Below are 18335 nucleotides of genomic sequence, written 5' to 3'. Positions count from 1 at the left end.
ACCGCGTCAAGACAACAATTGTCTGAATAGTTTACAGGTTGCTTCCACAGTTCACCTGCTTGTTTATCTTTTTTTACCGTTTATTCACATCCTGCCCGGAATTCACTGGGGCTGGCACCGGTGCATTTTTTAAATACCCGGGAGAAATAGAGCTGGTCTTCAAAGCCCACATTGCGCCCCACGGTGGCAATGGGCATGCGGGTGGTGCTGAGCAGGAGCTTCGCCTGGCTGATACGCTGGTCCTCACGCCAGCTCAGGACGCTAACGCCCAGCTGCTGACGGAACAGATGTGACAGCCGCGACGGTGAGAGACACACATGCTGGGCGACGCTGGCGATATCGAACTGGCTGTCGGCCAGATGGTCGCTGATGTACTGGCAGGCGTCGCGCACGCGGTTGTCCAGCGGAGGATTAAGTGACGCGTTTATCGCCTCCATCCGGCGCAACAGCACCTGTTCAAGCAGGTTAATCGCCAGCAGTTCGGCATACCGGCCACCCGCCTGCCCCGCTTCAATAATTTGGGCAAAGAGTTCGCGGAACTGAGCCAGATGAACCTCGTCCGGGCGATAAAAACCGGTGTGCGCAAAAATAGCCGGCCACGAGAGCCACTCCTGCCAGTAGGCGCGCGGGCGGAAGTAGACCCACTGGTGATACCACTCTTTGGCCTCCGGGTGACGCCCGTAGTGGTGGATCTCTCCCGGCGGAAACAGCAGCATATCGCCCGGACGGCAGACAAACTGCTGATCGTTATTTTTGATAATCCCTTCCCCACGCACCGTCAGGTTCAGAATATACCCTTTCATCCCGAGCGGTCGGTCGACGTAAAAATCGAGATATCCCTCAGCCTCGATAGGGGTCAGCCCCGCCACCAGGTGAGCATTAAACGAGTAGCCCGGTAATAAGGGATCGTTTTGCGTTTCGGCCATAGATTCAATTCTCCCAAGGGTCCTGAAGGAAACCAATTGTCCATATCGATAAAAGCAGTATAAAAATGGCCCGCGAAAAGATCCAAAAAGCATCACGCCTCTTTTACGTCCGCCATGTTTCAGCCTTTCCCCCTGATTTGTCCGCCCACGGGGGCAGATCAGCAGTAACAAAAGTGTCTATAAGTGCGGCAGAAATGTCCACATTGATTATTTGCACGGCGTCACACTTTCTATTGCAACAGCAATTTAGTCCATAAGATTAGCGGATCCTGCCTGACGATTTTCGCCTCCAGTCTCTAATGTTCTCTCATACCTGTTTTTTGATGGAGCAACACCATGGCAATTGCGATTGGCCTCGATTTTGGCAGCGACTCGGTTCGCGCTCTGGCAGTGGACTGTACAAGCGGCCAGGAAATAGCAACCAGCGTTGAGTGGTACCCGCGCTGGCAAGAGGGGCGCTACTGCGATGCGCCAAATAACCAGTTCCGTCACCATCCACGTGACTACATTGAGTCAATGGAAGCGGCAATCAAAACCGTGCTGGCTGAACTGACCGACGCCCAGCGGGCAGAAATCGTCGGGATTGGCGTCGACAGTACCGGCTCAACGCCTGCCCCTGTGGATGCCGAAGGCCATGTTCTGGCGCTGCGTCCGGAGTTTGCTGATAACCCAAACGCCATGTTCGTGCTGTGGAAAGATCACACCGCCGTTGAAGAGGCCGAGGCCATTACCCGCTTGTGTCACCAGCCAGGGAAAACGGACTACTCGCGCTACATCGGCGGTATTTACTCCAGTGAATGGTTCTGGGCCAAGATCCTCCACGTAACCCGCGCGGACGCATCCGTTGCGCAGGCCGCGGTATCCTGGATTGAACTGTGTGACTGGGTACCAGCCCTGCTCTCCGGTACCACGCGTCCGCAGGATATCCGCCGCGGACGCTGCAGCGCCGGACACAAATCCCTGTGGCATGAGAGCTGGGGTGGCCTGCCACCGGCGGCGTTCTTCGATGAACTCGATCCCGTCATCAACAAGAGTCTGCAATACCCGCTGTTCACCGACACTTTCACCGCCGATATTCCGGTGGGTACGCTTTGTGAAGAGTGGGCGACGCGCCTGGGTCTGCCGCAAAACGTGGCCATCTCCGGCGGGGCATTTGACTGTCACATGGGCGCGGTGGGTGCCGGTGCCCAGCCAAACACGCTGGTGAAGGTTATCGGCACCTCCACCTGCGACATTCTCACCGCGGATAAAGCCAGCGTAGGCGATCGGGCGGTAAAAGGCATCTGCGGCCAGGTTGACGGCAGCGTCGTACCGGAGTTTATCGGTCTGGAAGCGGGTCAGTCCGCCTTTGGCGATATCTACGCCTGGTTTGGCCGCGTGCTGGGCTGGCCGCTGGATCAGCTGGCCGCGGCGCATCCTGAGCTGAAGACCCAGATTGCCGAAAGTAAAAAGCAGCTTTTGCCGCAGCTCACCGCCGCGTGGGCAAAGAATCCTTCTCTCGATCACCTGCCGGTGGTGCTCGACTGGTTCAACGGTCGCCGTACGCCATTTGCCAACCAGCGCCTGAAAGGGGTGATCACCGATCTTAACCTCGCCACCGACGCGCCAGCGCTGTTTGGCGGCCTGATTGCCGCAACTGCCTTTGGGGCGCGCGCCATTATGGAGTGCTTCACCGAGCAGGGCATCGACGTCAACAACGTGATGGCACTGGGCGGCATCGCCCGTAAAAACCCGGTAATCATGCAGGCCTGTTGTGACGTGCTGAACCGTCCGCTGCAGATTGTCGCCTCCGATCAGTGTTGTGCCCTCGGTGCAGCGATCTTCGCGGCCGTTGCGGCAGGCGTTCATGCCGATATCCCGACCGCGCAGCAGCACATGGCGAGCGCTGTCGAAAATACCCTCCAGCCGCGTGCTCAGCAGGCGCAGCGTTTTGAACAGCTTTATCAGCGCTATCAGCAATGGGCAAAAAGCGCCGAACTTCACTATCTCCCTGTCGCCGCCCCGGCCAAACACACCGCGGACACTACGGCAACCCTGACACATTAAGGACACAATAATGACCATTTTTAATAATTATGAAGTGTGGTTTGTCATTGGCAGCCAACATCTGTACGGGCCGGAAGCGCTGCAACAGGTGACGAAACATGCTGAGCACGTGGTCAACGCGCTCAATGCAGAGGCTAAACTGCCGTGCAAACTGGTGCTCAAACCGCTCGGCACGACCCCGGATGAGATCACGAACATCTGCCGCGACGCGAACTACGACGATAAATGCGCCGGCATGGTGGTGTGGCTGCACACCTTCTCGCCGGCCAAAATGTGGATCAACGGTCTGGCCATCCTCAATAAACCACTGATGCAGTTCCATACCCAGTTCAACGCGTCCCTGCCGTGGGACAGCATTGATATGGACTTTATGAACCTGAACCAGACCGCGCACGGCGGCCGCGAGTTCGGCTTTATCGGCGCACGTATGCGCCAGCAACATGCGGTCGTCACCGGCCACTGGCAGGATCAGCATGCGCAAAAACGTATCGGCTCCTGGATGCGCCAGGCGGTGTCCCGACAAGATACTCGCCACCTGAAAGTGGTGCGCTTCGGCGACAACATGCGTGAAGTGGCGGTCACCGACGGCGATAAAGTTGCCGCACAAATTAAATTTGGTTTCTCGGTGAATACCTGGGCCGTGGGCGACCTGGTGCAGGTGGTGAATGAAATCAGCGATGGCGACGTAAGCGCGCTGGTCGACGAATACGAAAGCAGCTACCGTCTGACCCCTGCGGCACAAATTCACGGTGACAAACGCCAGAACGTGCTGGATGCAGCACGTATCGAACTGGGCATGAAACGCTTCCTGGAACAGGGTGGCTTCCATGCTTTTACCACCACCTTTGAAGACCTCCACGGTCTGAAACAACTGCCCGGCCTGGCGGTACAACGTCTGATGCAGCAGGGCTACGGCTTTGCCGGCGAAGGCGACTGGAAAACTGCCGCTCTGCTTCGCATTATGAAAGTGATGTCAACCGGTCTGCAGGGCGGCACCTCCTTTATGGAGGACTACACCTACCACTTTGAAAACGGCAACGACCTGGTACTGGGCTCGCATATGCTGGAAGTGTGTCCTTCCATTGCCGTTGAAGAGAAACCGATCCTCGACGTGCAGTACCTTGGCATTGGCGGAAAAGCCGACCCGGCACGTCTGATCTTCAACACCCGTACCGGTCCTGCCATCAACGCCAGCCTGATTGACCTTGGCGACCGTTTCCGCCTGCTGGTGAACTGTGTGGATGCAGTTGAAACCCCGCATTCTCTGCCAAAACTGCCGGTCGCCAACGCCCTGTGGAAAGCGCAGCCTGACCTGCCAACCGCCTCGGAAGCCTGGATCCTGGCCGGTGGCGCGCACCACACCGTCTTCAGCCACGCGCTGGATCTGAACGACATGCGTCAGTTCGCCGAACTGCACGACATCGAACTGACCGTTATTGATAACGATACCCGCCTGCCCGCGTTCAAAGACGCGCTGCGCTGGAACGAAGTCTATTACGGTTCAAAACGTTAACAGGGGAACCTTTGGCCTGCCGCAGGGCGGGCCTCTTTTCCTGGAGGATTGCATGTTAGAAGATCTCAAACGTCAGGTACTTGAAGCCAACCTGGCGCTGCCCAAACACAATCTGGTGACGCTGACCTGGGGCAACGTCAGCGCCGTTGACCGCGAGCACGGCGTCTTCGTGATAAAGCCGTCAGGGGTGGATTACACGGTAATGACCGCAGAAGATATGGTTGTCGTCAGCATCGCCACGGGCGAAGTGGTGGAAGGAAAGAAAAAACCCTCCTCCGACACGCCAACGCATCGCCTGCTCTACCAGGCCTTTCCGACCATTGGCGGTATTGTGCATACCCATTCGCGTCATGCGACCATCTGGGCGCAGGCCGGCCAGTCCATTCCGGCGACCGGAACCACGCACGCAGACTACTTTTACGGCACCATTCCCTGCACCCGTTTGATGACTGATGAAGAGATCAACGGCGAGTATGAGTGGGAAACCGGCAACGTTATCGTCGAAACGTTTGAAAAACAGGGTATCGACGCTGCGCAAATGCCCGGCGTGCTGGTGCACTCCCATGGACCTTTTGCCTGGGGTAAAAACGCCGAAGATGCGGTACATAACGCGATTGTGCTGGAAGAGGTCGCGTATATGGGCATCTTCTGCCGCCAGCTGGCACCGCAGCTTCCGGATATGCAGCCAACCCTGCTGGATAAACACTACCTGCGTAAACATGGCGCAAAAGCCTATTACGGGCAGTAAACTGTATATATACCCAGCGTAAAATATTCGACCAGGCTATAATCAAGCCTGGTTTTGTTTTATGGGATAGCGGCGTGGCGCAGGCGCAAGAAGGTTTTTTACTTACCCGACACTGGCGGGATACTCCTCAGGGCACCGAGGTGGCATTCTGGCTGGCGACGGACAACGGCCCGCTGCACGTGACCCTGCCGCCGCAGGAGTCCGTGGCTTTTATCCCGAACGATCATGTTGAGAAAGTAAAGCAACTGCTGCGCGGTGAAAATGGCTGGCGCCTGACGCCGCTTGAACTGAAAGATTTCCACCGTCAGCCCGTACATGGCCTCTACTGCCGCGCCCATCGCCAGCTGATGCGTTATGAAAAACTGCTGCGCGACGCTGGCGTGACGCTGTACGAAGCCGATATCCGCCCGCCAGAACGTTTTCTGATGGAGCGGTTTATTACTGCCCCCGTCTGGGTCGACGGCACCGCGCAAAACGGCAGCCTTATTAACGCCCGTCTCAAACCCAACCCTACCTACCGGCCGCCGTTGAAATGGGTCTCGCTGGATATCGAAACCACTCGCCACGGTGAGCTGTACTGTATCGGCCTGGAAGGCTGCGGGGATCGGGTTGTTTATATGCTTGGCCCCGCGAATGGCAAGGCGTCCGCGCTGGATTTCCGGCTGGAGTATGTCAACAGCCGGCCACAGCTTCTGGAAAAGCTTAACCAGTGGTTTGCCGATCGCGATCCCGATGTGTTGATCGGCTGGAACGTGGTGCAGTTCGATCTGCGCGTGCTGCAAAAACATGCTGAACGTTACCGCATCCCCCTGATGCTGGGGCGCAGAAACAGCGAGCTGGAATGGCGCGAGCACGGTTTTAAAAACGGTGTGTTTTTCGCGCAGGCCAATGGCCGCCTGATTATCGACGGCATTGAGGCGCTCAAATCTGCCTTCTGGAATTTTTCCTCTTTCTCTCTGGAAGCGGTGGCACAGGAGCTGCTTGGCGAAGGGAAATCCATCGACAACCCGTGGGACAGAATGGATGAAATCGACCGGCGTTTTAACGAAGACAAACCGGCGCTCGCCACCTACAACCTGAAAGATTGTGAACTGGTGACGCAGATTTTCCATAAAACGGAGATCATGCCCTTCCTGCTCGAGCGCGCGACGGTGAACGGCCTCGCCGCTGACCGGCACGGTGGCTCCGTGGCCGCCTTTAGCCACCTCTATTTCCCGCGTATGCACCGGGCGGGCTATGTCGCCCCCAACCTCGGTGACGTGCCGCCGCAGGCAAGCCCGGGCGGTTACGTGATGGATTCCCGGCCCGGGTTGTATGACTCCGTGCTGGTGCTGGACTACAAAAGCCTCTATCCGTCCATTATTCGCACCTTCCTGATCGATCCCGTCGGGCTGGTGGAAGGGATGGAGCAGCCTGACGATTTGCACAGCACAGAAGGTTTTCTTGGGGCCCGCTTCTCACGGGAAAAGCACTGTCTGCCGGAAATCGTGGGAAACATCTGGCACGGTCGCGACGAGGCTAAGCGTCATGGCAACAAGCCCCTTTCTCAGGCGCTGAAAATTATCATGAACGCGTTTTACGGGGTTCTGGGGACCAGCGCCTGCCGCTTCTTCGACCCACGACTGGCGTCATCTATCACCATGCGCGGGCACGACATCATGTGCCAGACCAAAGCGTTGATTGAATCCCAGGGTTATGACGTTATTTATGGCGATACGGATTCCACCTTTGTCTGGCTTAAGGGCGCGCATTCAGAAGAGGATGCCGCGCGAATCGGCAAATCACTGGTGACTTTTGTGAACGCCTGGTGGCAGGAAAGTTTGCAAAAAGAGCGGTTAAGCAGCGCGTTAGAACTGGAGTTTGAAACCCATTTCAGCCGCTTTTTAATGCCCACCATTCGCGGTACCGACCAGGGCAGTAAGAAGCGCTACGCCGGTCTTATTCAGGAAGGTGACAAGCAGCGAATGGTCTTTAAAGGGCTGGAAACCGTACGCACCGACTGGACGCCGCTGGCGCAGCAGTTTCAGCAAACGCTTTATCTGCGTATCTTTCGCAACGAGCCTTATCAGGACTACGTGCGTGAAACAATTGCCAGCCTGATGGCCGGTGAACTCGACGCCCAGCTGGTGTACCGCAAGCGCCTGCGCCGCCCGCTGGCGGAATACCAGCGCAACGTTCCGCCGCACGTCCGCGCCGCGCGCCTGGCAGATGAGGAGAACGTGCGCCGGGGGCGTGCCCCGCAGTATCAGAACCGGGGAACCATCAAATACCTCTGGACCACCAGCGGCCCGGAACCCGTGGATTACCAGCACTCGCCTCTGGATTACGAGCACTATCTTACGCGTCAGCTTCAGCCGGTCGCGGACGGAATTTTGCCCTTCATCGACGACGACTTTGCTACACTAGTGACAGGGCAACTTGGCCTATTTTGACACGTGACGAAATGGCTGCCATCCAGTACCATAGCGCCCTTTCCATTCCCGGACCCATTTTTCAATGACTGTCTTTTTTGACGGTGGTTGAACTATTGCCTGCAATTTACGATTAGAGCCGAACAAATATGCCTTTTACACTTGGTCAACGCTGGATCAGCGATACAGAAAGCGAACTTGGATTAGGAACCGTGGTTGCCGTGGATGCACGAATGGTTACCCTCCTTTTCCCTGCTACCGGTGAAAACCGCCTGTACGCCCGCAATGATTCCCCTGTGACCCGCGTGATGTTCAACCCGGGTGACACCGTGACCAGCCACGACGGCTGGCAGCTAAAGGTCGAAGACGTAAAAGAAGAGAATGGACTGCTCGCCTACATCGGGACTCGCCTGGACACCGACGAGGCCAATGTCATCCTGCGTGAGGTGCTGCTCGACAGCAAACTGGTATTCAGTAAGCCGCAGGATCGCCTGTTTGCCGGGCAAATCGACCGTATGGATCGCTTCTCCCTGCGCTATCGCGCGCGCAAGTTCCAGAGTGAACAGTACCGTATGCCGTGGAGCGGCCTGCGCGGTCAGCGTACCAGCCTTATTCCCCACCAGCTGAACATCGCCCATGACGTGGGCCGCCGTCACGCACCTCGCGTTCTGCTGGCAGATGAAGTGGGCCTGGGGAAAACCATTGAAGCGGGCATGATCCTGCATCAACAGCTGCTTTCCGGCGCAGCCGAGCGCGTGCTGATTGTGGTACCGGAAACCCTGCAGCATCAATGGCTGGTCGAGATGCTGCGCCGCTTTAACCTGCGTTTCGCTCTGTTTGATGACGAGCGCTATGCAGAAGCCCAGCACGATGCGGACAACCCGTTTGAAACGGAACAGCTGGTGATCTGCTCTCTGGATTTCGTACGCCGCAGCAAGCAACGTCTTGAGCATCTGTGCGACGCCGAATGGGACCTGATGGTGGTCGATGAAGCGCACCATCTGGTCTGGAGCGAAGATGCACCAAGCCGGGAATACATGGCTATCGAACAGCTTGCCGAGCGCGTGCCAGGCGTCCTGCTGCTGACCGCAACGCCGGAGCAATTAGGTCTTGAGAGCCACTTCGCCCGTTTGCGCCTGCTCGATCCAAACCGCTTCCATGACTTTGAGCAGTTCGTTGAAGAGCAGAATAACTACCGTCCGGTCGCCGATGCCGTTGCCCTGCTGCTGGCGGGTAAACATCTCTCGAATGACGAGCTCAACACCCTGAGCGATCTGATTGGCGAGCAGGATATTGAGCCTCTGCTGCAGGCGGCCAACAGCGACAGTGACAACGCGGATTCCGCGCGTAAAGAACTGATCGATATGCTGATGGATCGCCACGGCACCAGCCGCGTCCTGTTCCGTAACACCCGTAACGGGGTGAAAGGTTTCCCGAAACGCGAACTGCATACCATCAAATTGCCACTGCCGACGCAGTACCAGACGGCCATTAAAGTTTCCGGCATTATGGGCGCGCGCAAAACTGCAGAAGAGCGTGCACGCGACATGCTCTACCCGGAACAGATTTACCAGGAATTTGAAGGCGATACCGGCACCTGGTGGAACTTCGACCCGCGTGTTGAGTGGCTGATGGGCTATTTGACCGCGCACCGTTCTCAGAAAGTGCTGGTGATCTGCGCCAAAGCAGCCACCGCACTGCAGCTGGAGCAGGTCCTGCGCGAACGCGAAGGTATTCGTGCCGCCGTGTTCCACGAAGGGATGTCCATCGTCGAGCGTGACCGTGCCGCGGCATGGTTTGCAGAAGAGGACAGCGGTGCCCAGGTTCTGCTGTGCTCTGAAATCGGGTCTGAAGGCCGTAACTTCCAGTTTGCCAGCAACCTGGTGATGTTCGATTTGCCGTTCAACCCGGATCTGCTGGAACAGCGTATCGGCCGTCTGGATCGTATTGGCCAGGCGCATGATATTCAGATCCACGTTCCTTATCTGGAAAAAACCGCCCAGTCCGTACTGGTGCGTTGGTTCCACGAAGGTCTGGATGCGTTTGAGCATACCTGTCCGACCGGCCGCCCGATTTACGATCAGGTGCACGCCGATCTGATCGGCTATCTGGCCGCGCCAGAGAACACCGACGGGTTTGATGAACTGATCAAAGCCTGCCGTGATAAGCATGAAGCGCTGAAATCTCAGCTGGAACAGGGCCGTGACCGCCTGCTGGAGATCCACTCCAACGGCGGTGAAAAAGCCCAGGCGCTCGCTGAAAGCATTGAAGAGCAGGATGATGACACCAGCCTGATCAGCTTCTCCATGAACCTGTTCGACATCGTTGGCATAAATCAGGACGATCGTGGCGAGAATTTGATTGTCCTGACCCCATCCGACCATATGCTGGTCCCGGATTTCCCTGGCCTGCCGGAAGATGGATGCACCATCACCTTTGAACGTGATGTGGCGCTGTCGCGCGAAGATGCGCAGTTCATCACCTGGGAGCACCCGCTGATCCGCAACGGTCTGGATTTGATCCTCTCAGGCGATACCGGCAGTAGCACCATCTCGTTGTTGAAAAACAAAGCGCTGCCAGTGGGTACCCTGTTGCTGGAACTGATTTACGTTGTCGAAGCGCAGGCGCCGAAACAGCTGCAGCTCAACCGCTTCCTGCCGTCAACGCCTGTGCGTCTGCTGCTGGACAAAAACGGCACGAACCTCGCCGCTCAGGTTGAATTCGAGAGCTTTAACCGCCAGCTGAGTGCGGTGAACCGCCATACCGGCAGTAAGCTGGTCAACGCGGTACAGCAGGATGTGCACGCTATTCTACAGCTGGGTGAAACGCAGATCGAAAAAGCGGCCCGGGCGCTGATTGATGCCGCACGTCAAGAAGCCGACGACAAACTGTCCGCGGAACTCTCCCGTCTGGAAGCGTTGAAAGCGGTAAACCCAAACATCCGCGATGACGAGCTGGCAGCGATCGAGAGCAACCGTCAGCAGGTGCTGGAAAGCCTTAATCAGGCAGGCTGGCGTCTGGATGCCCTGCGTCTTATCGTTGTGACGCATCAGTAAACGGAGCGCAAGATGGTGATGGAGCCTTACAATCCACCTCAGGATCCCTGGCTGGTGGTGCTTTATCAGGATGAGCACATTATGGTGGTCAACAAGCCCAGCGGCTTGTTGTCCGTGCCAGGGCGTCTGGATGAGCACAAAGACAGTGTGATGACGCGTATTCAGCGCGATTATCCTCAGGCGGAGTCTGTCCATCGTCTGGACATGGCCACCAGCGGTGTGATTGTAGTGGCGCTGAATAAAGCGGCGGAACGCGAGCTGAAACGCCAGTTCCGCGATCGCGAGCCGAAAAAGCAGTATGTCGCACGTGTCTGGGGGCATCCTCAGCCGGCGGAAGGGCTGGTGGATTTACCGCTGATCTGCGACTGGCCGAACCGACCAAAACAAAAGGTCTGTTACGAAACCGGCAAAGCAGCACAAACCGAGTATGAAGTGCTGGAGTACGCGCCAGATAATACTGCGCGCGTGCTGCTTAAACCGATTACCGGGCGCTCGCACCAGCTGCGTGTCCATATGCTTGCGCTGGGGCACCCGATACTGGGGGACAGATTTTACGCGCCGCCCGATGCACTGGCGCTGGCGCCACGCCTGCAGCTGCATGCGCAGACGCTCACCATCACCCATCCGGTTTTTGGCAATGCAATGACGTTTAAAGCCCCGGTCGACTTCTGAAAAAAAGGCCCGACAGTGTCGGGCCTTTTTTATTTGAAACTTTTCTTCTCTTTAATCAACTCGTACGCTTTCTGAATTTCCTGCGCTTTTTGCTTCGCCATCTCCATCATCTCCGGCGGTAAGCCTTTCGCGACCAGTTTGTCCGGGTGGTGCTCACTCATCAGCTTACGATAGGCACGCTTGATGGTGGTTACATCGTCCGATGGCTTCACCCCAAGCACGTTACAGGCATCCTCCAGCGTCGGACCCCGCTGCGCCTGCTGCCAGGCACCGCCAGAAGACTGCTGGTGATAGCCGCCGCCAAACTGCGCACCGCCCTGCATCATGCGCAGGAACTGGTCGAACTGCATACGGGAGATGCCCAGTTCTTCCGCAATAACGTATAAAACATCGCGTTCATTCGGATGAAGTGAACCATCGGCAAACGCCGCCTGGATTTGGATCTCCAGAAACATCCGAATTAAATCAAAACGGCCGAAGCAGATGCTGCGGAACTGACGCATTTTATCGCGCAGCGGATAGTTATCCGCTTTGCCGATGCGAAACGCATTTTGTGCCGCGAGACGGGAGTCACCATGCAGATTCATGCGGTCCATAAAGACGCTGGCTATCTGAATATCGGCTTCCGTCACACGCCCTTTTGATTTGGTTAAGTGCCCCATCACCTCAAACGTGGTGGAGAAAAAGAGGGACTGACGCTCACGCTGATTGGCAAACCAGGCCATTTTGCGGCTGCGAGCCTTATCAAACATATGGCCGATAATAAGCCCCAGTACGATCCCCCAGAACCCGGCACCCATGATGATGGCGAACGCAACGCCGATTATTTTACCCCAATACTGCATATACTCCCCGGTTAGTCATGTTCCTGGCCGACGCAACGTCATCATCACAGTGTTCAAGCCACGGTCAATTGAAGGACATCGCCTATAATTTGCTTTATCATACTCGTCATTCGATAGCGAGCCTAACACTCTGGCGCGCAAACGGGCAGGATTAACGCTGGTACTGCGCTGATGAGTAAGATAGTCTCTGAGCGTTTGTAAGCCGTAGCCACTGATGACGGAACAATAAAATACAACGTATGAAAAAACGTATCCCCACCCTCCTGGCCACAATGATTGGCACCGCCCTGTACAGCCAACAGGGACTGGCGGCCGATCTCGCCTCGCAGTGTATGCTTGGCGTCCCAAGTTATAATCGTCCACTGGTAAAGGGCGATACAAATAGCTTGCCGGTAACCATTACTGCCGATAGCTCTAAAGGCACATATCCTGAAAATGCGACATTTACTGGCAATGTGGATATTAACCAGGGCAACAGCCGTCTGCAGGCAGATGAAGTGCAATTACACCAGAAGCAGCCGGAAGGTGCGGCCGAGCCGGTACGAACGGTGGATGCGCTGGGTAATGTGCACTATGACGACAATCAGGTCATCCTGAAAGGTCCGAAAGCCTGGTCAAACCTGAATACCAAAGACACTAACGTCTGGGAAGGTGATTACCAGATGGTAGGTCGCCAGGGGCGCGGTGATGCGGACCTGATGAAACAGCGCGGTGAAAACCGCTATACGATTCTCGAAAACGGCTCCTTCACGTCCTGTCTGCCCGGGTCTAATACCTGGAGCGTGGTCGGAAGTGAAGTCATCCATGACCGTGAAGAGCAGGTTGCCGAGATCTGGAACGCCCGCTTCAAGCTCGGTCCGGTACCCGTTTTCTACAGCCCTTACCTGCAGCTTCCTGTGGGTGACAAACGCCGCTCAGGTTTCCTGATCCCGAATGCCAAATACAGCACCACGAACTACTTTGAGTTCTATCTGCCGTATTACTGGAACATCGCGCCCAACATGGACGCCACGATCACGCCGCACTATATCCATAAGCGCGGCAACGTTATGTGGGAAAACGAGTTCCGCTACCTGACGCAGGCGGGTACTGGCCTGATGGAACTGGATTATCTGCCGTCGGATAAAGTCTTCCAGGATGAGCATCCAACAGAAGGTGATAAACATCGCTGGTTGTTCTACTGGAAACATGCCGGGGTGATGGACCAGGTCTGGCGGTTTAACGTCGACTACACCAAAGTCAGCGACCCTTACTATTTCAACGACTTTGACTCTAAATACGGGTCCAGTACCGATGGCTACGCCACGCAGAAATTCAGCGTGGGATACGCTATTGAGAACTTCAACGCCACGGTCTCTACCAAGCAATTCCAGGTCTTTGATACCCAGACGAGAAGCACTTATGGTGCAGAACCGCAGCTGGACGTTAACTGGTACCAGAACGATGTTGGCCCGTTTGACACCCACGTGTACGCCCAGGCCGTGCACTTCGTTAACACCAACTCGGATATGCCGGAATCCACGCGTGTTCACCTCGAGCCAACCATCAATTTGCCGGTGTCAAATGACTGGTCGAGCCTGAATACCGAGGCCAAACTGATGGCCACCCATTACCAGCAGAAGAATCTCGACTGGTATAACAACCGTTACGGCACCGATCTCGAAGAATCCGTGAACCGCGTCCTGCCGCAGTTCAAAATGGACGGCAAACTGATCTTCGAACGCGATATGGGTCTTCTGGCGGAGGGTTATACCCAGACGCTTGAGCCACGTATGCAGTATCTGTACGTCCCGTATCGCGATCAGAGCAACATTCAGAACTATGACTCCTCATTCCTGCAGTCTGACTACAGCGGTCTGTTCCGCGACCGTACCTACGGTGGCCTCGACCGTATTGCGTCAGCAAACCAGTTAACGACCGGCGTCACAACGCGCGTTTATGATGATGCCGCCGTTGAACGTTTTAACGTTTCTGTTGGTCAAATCTACTATTTCACCGAGTCCCGGACCGGTGATGACGACATTAACTGGGAAAAAGACAACAAAACGGGTTCTCTGGTGTGGGCGGGTGATACTTACTGGCGTATGACCGATCGCTGGGGTTTACGCGGGGGTGTGCAGTACGATACGCGTCTCAACAACGTTGCGACAAGCAGTGCGGCGATTGAATACCGTCGTGATGAAGACCGTATGCTGCAGTTGACCTATCGTTACGCCAGCCCGGAATATATTCAGGCCACGTTGCCAAACTATGCGAATACGGATCAGTACAAAGACGGCATCTCGCAGGTGGGTGGCGCAGCGAGCTGGCCAATCGCCGATCGCTGGTCAATCGTCGGTGCTTACTACTTTGACACCAACACCAGTAAACCTGCTGACCAGATGGTTGGTCTGCAATATAACTCCTGCTGCTACGCGCTACGTGTCGGTTACGAACGTAAGCTTAACGGCTGGGATACCAAGAATGAACAGGGCAAATACGATAACGTGATTGGCTTTAATGTCGAACTGCGCGGCCTGAGCTCCAACTACGGCCTGGGCACGCAGCAGATGCTGCGCTCGAACATTCTGCCGTACCGCAGTTCCTTGTAATGTGCTTAATTTGCAACGTAATCCGCTTTGCGGTTAATTGAAATGGAAAAAGTATGAAGAACTGGAAAACGCTGCTGCTCGGTGTCGCTATGGTTGCGAATACCAGCTTCGCGGCCCCCCAGGTTGTTGATAAGGTCGCCGCTGTGGTTAACAACGGCGTCGTGCTCGAAAGCGACGTTGACGGTTTGATGAAATCTGTGAAGCTCAATTCGGGTGAAGCAGGTCAGCAACTTCCGGATGACGCTACCCTGCGCCATCAGATCCTGGAACGTCTGATCATGGATCAGATTGTCCTGCAAATGGGTCAGAAAATGGGTGTGAAGGTCACTGACGAGCAGCTCGATCAGGCCATTGCTAACATCGCGAAGCAGAACAACATGAGCCTGGACCAGATGCGCAGCCGTCTGGCCTATGATGGCATCAGCTATGCAACGTACCGTAATCAGATCCGTAAAGAGATGCTGATTTCGGAAGTGCGTAACAATGAAGTCCGTCGCCGCGTCACGATCCTGCCTCAGGAAGTGGACGCGCTGGCAAAACAGGTGGGTAACCAGAACGACGCCAGCACCGAACTGAACCTGAGCCACATTCTGATCCCGCTGCCAGAGAACCCAACCTCCGACCAGGCTGCGGAAGCTGAAAGCCAGGCGCGTTCGATTGTCGAGCAGGCACGTAACGGCGGTGACTTTGGCAAACTGGCCATCACCTACTCCGCTGACCAACAGGCGCTGAAAGGCGGCCAGATGGGCTGGGGACGTATCCAGGAGCTGCCTTCCATCTTTGCCCAGGCGCTGAGCACGGCGAAGAAAGGTGACATCGTGGGTCCCATCCGTTCAGGCGTGGGCTTCCACATCCTGAAAGTGAACGATCTGCGCGGTCAGAGTCAGAACATTTCGGTTACCGAAGTTCACGCTCGCCATATTCTCCTCAAGCCGTCACCTATCATGACTGACGATCAGGCGCGCGTGAAACTGCAACAGATTGCTGCAGACATCAAGAGCGGAAAAACCTCGTTTGCGAATGCCGCGAAAGAGTTCTCTCAGGATCCCGGCTCTGCTAATCAGGGCGGCGATCTGGGCTGGGCGGCCGCGGATATCTACGATCCTGCGTTCCGAGACGCACTGATGAAGCTGAACAAAGGCCAGATGAGCGCCCCGGTGCACTCCTCCTTCGGCTGGCATCTGATCGAACTGTTGGATACCCGCAATGTTGATAAAACGGACGCGGCGCAGAAAGACAGAGCCTACCGCATGCTGTTTAACCGTAAGTTCTCTGAAGAAGCAGCAACCTGGATGCAGGAACAACGCGCCAGCGCTTATGTGAAAGTACTGAGCAACTAATGAAACAGCATCGTGTTGTGATCACTCCCGGCGAACCTGCCGGGATTGGGCCTGACCTCGTTGTCCAGCTCGCCCAGCGCAGCTGGCCGGTGGAACTGGTTGTCTGCGCGGATGCAACACTGTTACAAGACCGGGCAACGCTGCTCGGTCTGCCTTTAACGCTCATCCCCTACGTTGAAGGCCAGCAGCCTGCACCACAGCAAGCCGGCACGCTTACGCTTCTTCCTGTTCCACTTCGTACTCCCGTCATCCCGGGTCAGCTCAGTACCGAAAACGGCCACTATGTTGTAGAGACGCTGGCGCGTGCCTGCGACGGTTGCCTGAAGGGTGAATTTGCCGCCCTGATCACCGGTCCCGTGCACAAAGGCGTTATCAACGAGGCGGGGATACCGTTTACCGGGCACACGGAGTTCTTTGAAGAGCGCTCGCACAGCCCGAAAGTGGTCATGATGCTGGCGACAGAAGCAATGCGCGTTGCCCTCGTGACGACCCATTTGCCCATCAGGGCCATTCCGGATGCCATTACTCCGTCTCTTTTACGGGAGATCATCGGGATCCTGCATCACGACCTGCAAACCAAATTCGGCATCAAACAGCCGCATGTGCTGGTCTGCGGGCTGAACCCGCACGCCGGTGAAGGCGGACATATGGGAACCGAAGAGATCGACACCATTATTCCGGTGCTTGAAGAAATGCGGGCAAAAGGGATGAACTTAAGCGGGCCGTTGCCTGCCGATACCCTTTTCCAGCCAAAATACCTGGATAATGCGGACGCCGTGCTCGCGATGTACCACGATCAAGGCCTGCCCGTGCTAAAATACCAGGGCTTTGGCCGCGGGGTGAATATCACCCTCGGTTTACCTTTTATTCGAACGTCCGTTGACCACGGTACTGCGCTGGATCTGGCAGGCCAGGGGAAAGCGGATGTCGGCAGTTTTATTACGGCGCTTAATCTCGCCATCAAAATGATTGTTAATACTCAATGACTAATCGAGTCCATCAGGGCCACTTAGCCCGAAAACGCTTCGGGCAAAACTTCCTCAACGATCAGTTCGTGATCGACAGTATCGTGTCTGCCATTAATCCGCAGAAAGGTCAGGCTATGGTCGAAATCGGCCCGGGTCTTGCCGCTCTGACTGAACCCGTAGGCGAACGCCTGGACGAACTGACCGTTATCGAACTCGATCGCGATCTCGCCGCACGCCTGCAAACTCATCCGTTCCTGGGGCCAAAGCTGACGATTTATCAGCAGGATGCCATGACCATGAACTTTGGTGAGCTGTCGGAAAAAATGGGCCAACCGCTGCGCGTGTTCGGTAACCTGCCGTACAACATTTCCACACCGCTAATGTTCCACCTGTTTAGCTATACTGATGCCATTGCCGACATGCACTTCATGTTGCAAAAAGAGGTGGTTAACCGTCTGGTTGCAGGGCCGAACAGTAAAGCGTATGGTCGTTTGAGCGTGATGGCGCAATATTTCTGCAACGTGATCCCGGTGCTCGAAGTACCGCCAACCGCCTTTACGCCGCCACCAAAAGTGGACTCTGCGGTAGTGCGTCTTGTACCGCATAAAATAATGCCGTACCCGGTGAAAGACCTGCGCGTGCTGAGCCGCATTACTACGGAAGCGTTTAACCAGCGCCGTAAAACGATCCGTAACAGCCTGGGCAATCTGTTTACCGTTGAAGTGCTGACTGAGTTGGGTATTGACCCGGCAATGCGTGCAGAAAATATTTCCGTAGAACAGTACTGCAAGCTGGCTAATTACATCAGCGAAAATGCGCCGCCGAAGGAGAGTTAAGCCATGATTGATTCGCCCCGCGTATGTGTCCATGTACAAAGCGTTTATGTTGAATCCCAGTCCTCACCGGATGAAGAACGTTTTGTCTTCGCTTACACCGTGACCATTCGCAATCTGGGGCGGATGCCTGTGCAACTGCTTGGGCGCTACTGGCTTATCACCAACGGCAACGGCCGCGAAATCGAAGTTCAGGGTGAAGGTGTGGTTGGTGAACAGCCCCACATCGACCCTGGCGAAGAGTATCAATATACCAGCGGTGCCGTGATCGAAACGCCGCTGGGCACCATGCAGGGCCATTACGAAATGGTCGACGTCGATGGCAATGTGTTCCGCGTTGCTATTCCTGTGTTCCGTCTCGCCGTTACAACACTCATTCATTAATC

At 55.8% G+C, this 18335-nt stretch carries 13 protein-coding genes; 11 read left to right on the top strand and 2 right to left on the bottom strand.

Annotated elements, in window-relative coordinates; genetic code table 11:
- Nucleotides 1–80 precede the first annotated feature (80 nt).
- Nucleotides 81–926: an arabinose operon transcriptional regulator AraC gene (gene araC / locus AB6731_RS13980; protein ID WP_025205437.1), complete on the bottom strand. Its 846-nt coding sequence runs from the start codon at nucleotides 924–926 to the stop codon at nucleotides 81–83.
- A 336-nt stretch (nucleotides 927–1262) separates the two neighbouring features.
- Here araC and araB point away from each other — a divergent pair, with 336 nt between their 5' ends.
- From araB to rluA, 6 genes are all read left to right on the top strand, one after another.
- Complete coding sequence (araB, locus tag AB6731_RS13975) at nucleotides 1263–2972, top strand: ribulokinase (RefSeq protein WP_032681674.1); 1710 nt, start codon at nucleotides 1263–1265, stop codon at nucleotides 2970–2972.
- A gap of 10 nt (nucleotides 2973–2982) precedes the next feature.
- Nucleotides 2983–4485: an L-arabinose isomerase gene (gene araA / locus AB6731_RS13970; RefSeq protein WP_014168604.1), complete on the top strand. Its 1503-nt coding sequence runs from the start codon at nucleotides 2983–2985 to the stop codon at nucleotides 4483–4485.
- Between the two features lie 52 nt (nucleotides 4486–4537).
- The gene (gene araD, locus AB6731_RS13965; protein ID WP_032679615.1) at nucleotides 4538–5233 is read left to right on the top strand and encodes an L-ribulose-5-phosphate 4-epimerase; all 696 of its coding nucleotides are present in this window, start codon (nucleotides 4538–4540) and stop codon (nucleotides 5231–5233) included.
- Between the two features lie 74 nt (nucleotides 5234–5307).
- Nucleotides 5308–7665 (top strand): DNA polymerase II, encoded by a 2358-nt coding sequence (polB, locus tag AB6731_RS13960; protein WP_371006485.1) that lies wholly within the window; start codon nucleotides 5308–5310, stop codon nucleotides 7663–7665.
- A 128-nt stretch (nucleotides 7666–7793) separates the two neighbouring features.
- The gene (gene rapA / locus AB6731_RS13955) at nucleotides 7794–10700 is read left to right on the top strand and encodes an RNA polymerase-associated protein RapA (protein WP_040018606.1); all 2907 of its coding nucleotides are present in this window, start codon (nucleotides 7794–7796) and stop codon (nucleotides 10698–10700) included.
- A gap of 12 nt (nucleotides 10701–10712) precedes the next feature.
- Nucleotides 10713–11372, top strand: coding sequence for a bifunctional tRNA pseudouridine(32) synthase/23S rRNA pseudouridine(746) synthase RluA (gene rluA / locus AB6731_RS13950; protein ID WP_014168600.1), 660 nt, complete (start codon nucleotides 10713–10715; stop codon nucleotides 11370–11372).
- 29 nt (nucleotides 11373–11401) lie between these two features.
- On the opposite strand, the gene djlA is transcribed toward rluA, so the two are convergent.
- Complete coding sequence (djlA, locus tag AB6731_RS13945; RefSeq protein ID WP_014168599.1) at nucleotides 11402–12217, bottom strand: co-chaperone DjlA; 816 nt, start codon at nucleotides 12215–12217, stop codon at nucleotides 11402–11404.
- A 239-nt stretch (nucleotides 12218–12456) separates the two neighbouring features.
- Here djlA and lptD point away from each other — a divergent pair, with 239 nt between their 5' ends.
- From lptD to apaG, 5 genes are read left to right on the top strand one after another with little or no spacing between them, the layout of a single operon-like run.
- Nucleotides 12457–14808, top strand: coding sequence for an LPS assembly protein LptD (gene lptD / locus AB6731_RS13940; protein WP_252068518.1), 2352 nt, complete (start codon nucleotides 12457–12459; stop codon nucleotides 14806–14808).
- A gap of 53 nt (nucleotides 14809–14861) precedes the next feature.
- Nucleotides 14862–16148, top strand: a complete 1287-nt coding sequence (gene surA / locus AB6731_RS13935) for a peptidylprolyl isomerase SurA (protein ID WP_014168597.1) — start codon at nucleotides 14862–14864, stop codon at nucleotides 16146–16148.
- Nucleotides 16148–17134: a 4-hydroxythreonine-4-phosphate dehydrogenase PdxA gene (gene pdxA, locus AB6731_RS13930; RefSeq protein WP_020882559.1), complete on the top strand. Its 987-nt coding sequence runs from the start codon at nucleotides 16148–16150 to the stop codon at nucleotides 17132–17134. Before surA ends, pdxA begins: the two co-directional genes overlap by 1 nt.
- Nucleotides 17131–17952 (top strand): 16S rRNA (adenine(1518)-N(6)/adenine(1519)-N(6))-dimethyltransferase RsmA, encoded by an 822-nt coding sequence (rsmA, locus tag AB6731_RS13925; RefSeq protein WP_014168595.1) that lies wholly within the window; start codon nucleotides 17131–17133, stop codon nucleotides 17950–17952. The genes pdxA and rsmA overlap by 4 nt, the downstream gene beginning before the upstream one ends.
- Before the next feature lie 3 nt (nucleotides 17953–17955).
- A complete protein-coding gene (gene apaG / locus AB6731_RS13920) occupies nucleotides 17956–18333 on the top strand; it encodes a Co2+/Mg2+ efflux protein ApaG (protein ID WP_014168594.1) in 378 nt (125 codons plus the stop codon).
- The last annotated feature ends 2 nt before the right edge of the window (nucleotides 18334–18335 follow it).

The sequence above is a fragment of the Enterobacter sp. RCC_40 genome, from assembly GCF_041360735.1.
Classification (GTDB): domain Bacteria; phylum Pseudomonadota; class Gammaproteobacteria; order Enterobacterales; family Enterobacteriaceae; genus Enterobacter; species Enterobacter ludwigii.
This window is presented reverse-complemented; position numbering and strand designations above follow the sequence as displayed.

What these genes read in the sequence shown, in the direction of transcription:
- araC (WP_025205437.1), bottom strand. Translation starts at nt 926, where the DNA reads ATGGCCGAAACGCAAAACGATCCCTTATTACCGGGCTACTCGTTTAAT.
- araB (WP_032681674.1), top strand. Translation starts at nt 1,263, where the DNA reads ATGGCAATTGCGATTGGCCTCGATTTTGGCAGCGACTCGGTTCGCGCT.
- araA (WP_014168604.1), top strand. Translation starts at nt 2,983, where the DNA reads ATGACCATTTTTAATAATTATGAAGTGTGGTTTGTCATTGGCAGCCAA.
- araD (WP_032679615.1), top strand. Translation starts at nt 4,538, where the DNA reads ATGTTAGAAGATCTCAAACGTCAGGTACTTGAAGCCAACCTGGCGCTG.
- rapA (WP_040018606.1), top strand. Translation starts at nt 7,794, where the DNA reads ATGCCTTTTACACTTGGTCAACGCTGGATCAGCGATACAGAAAGCGAA.
- rluA (WP_014168600.1), top strand. Translation starts at nt 10,713, where the DNA reads ATGGTGATGGAGCCTTACAATCCACCTCAGGATCCCTGGCTGGTGGTG.
- djlA (WP_014168599.1), bottom strand. Translation starts at nt 12,217, where the DNA reads ATGCAGTATTGGGGTAAAATAATCGGCGTTGCGTTCGCCATCATCATG.
- lptD (WP_252068518.1), top strand. Translation starts at nt 12,457, where the DNA reads ATGAAAAAACGTATCCCCACCCTCCTGGCCACAATGATTGGCACCGCC.
- surA (WP_014168597.1), top strand. Translation starts at nt 14,862, where the DNA reads ATGAAGAACTGGAAAACGCTGCTGCTCGGTGTCGCTATGGTTGCGAAT.
- pdxA (WP_020882559.1), top strand. Translation starts at nt 16,148, where the DNA reads ATGAAACAGCATCGTGTTGTGATCACTCCCGGCGAACCTGCCGGGATT.
- rsmA (WP_014168595.1), top strand. Translation starts at nt 17,131, where the DNA reads ATGACTAATCGAGTCCATCAGGGCCACTTAGCCCGAAAACGCTTCGGG.
- apaG (WP_014168594.1), top strand. Translation starts at nt 17,956, where the DNA reads ATGATTGATTCGCCCCGCGTATGTGTCCATGTACAAAGCGTTTATGTT.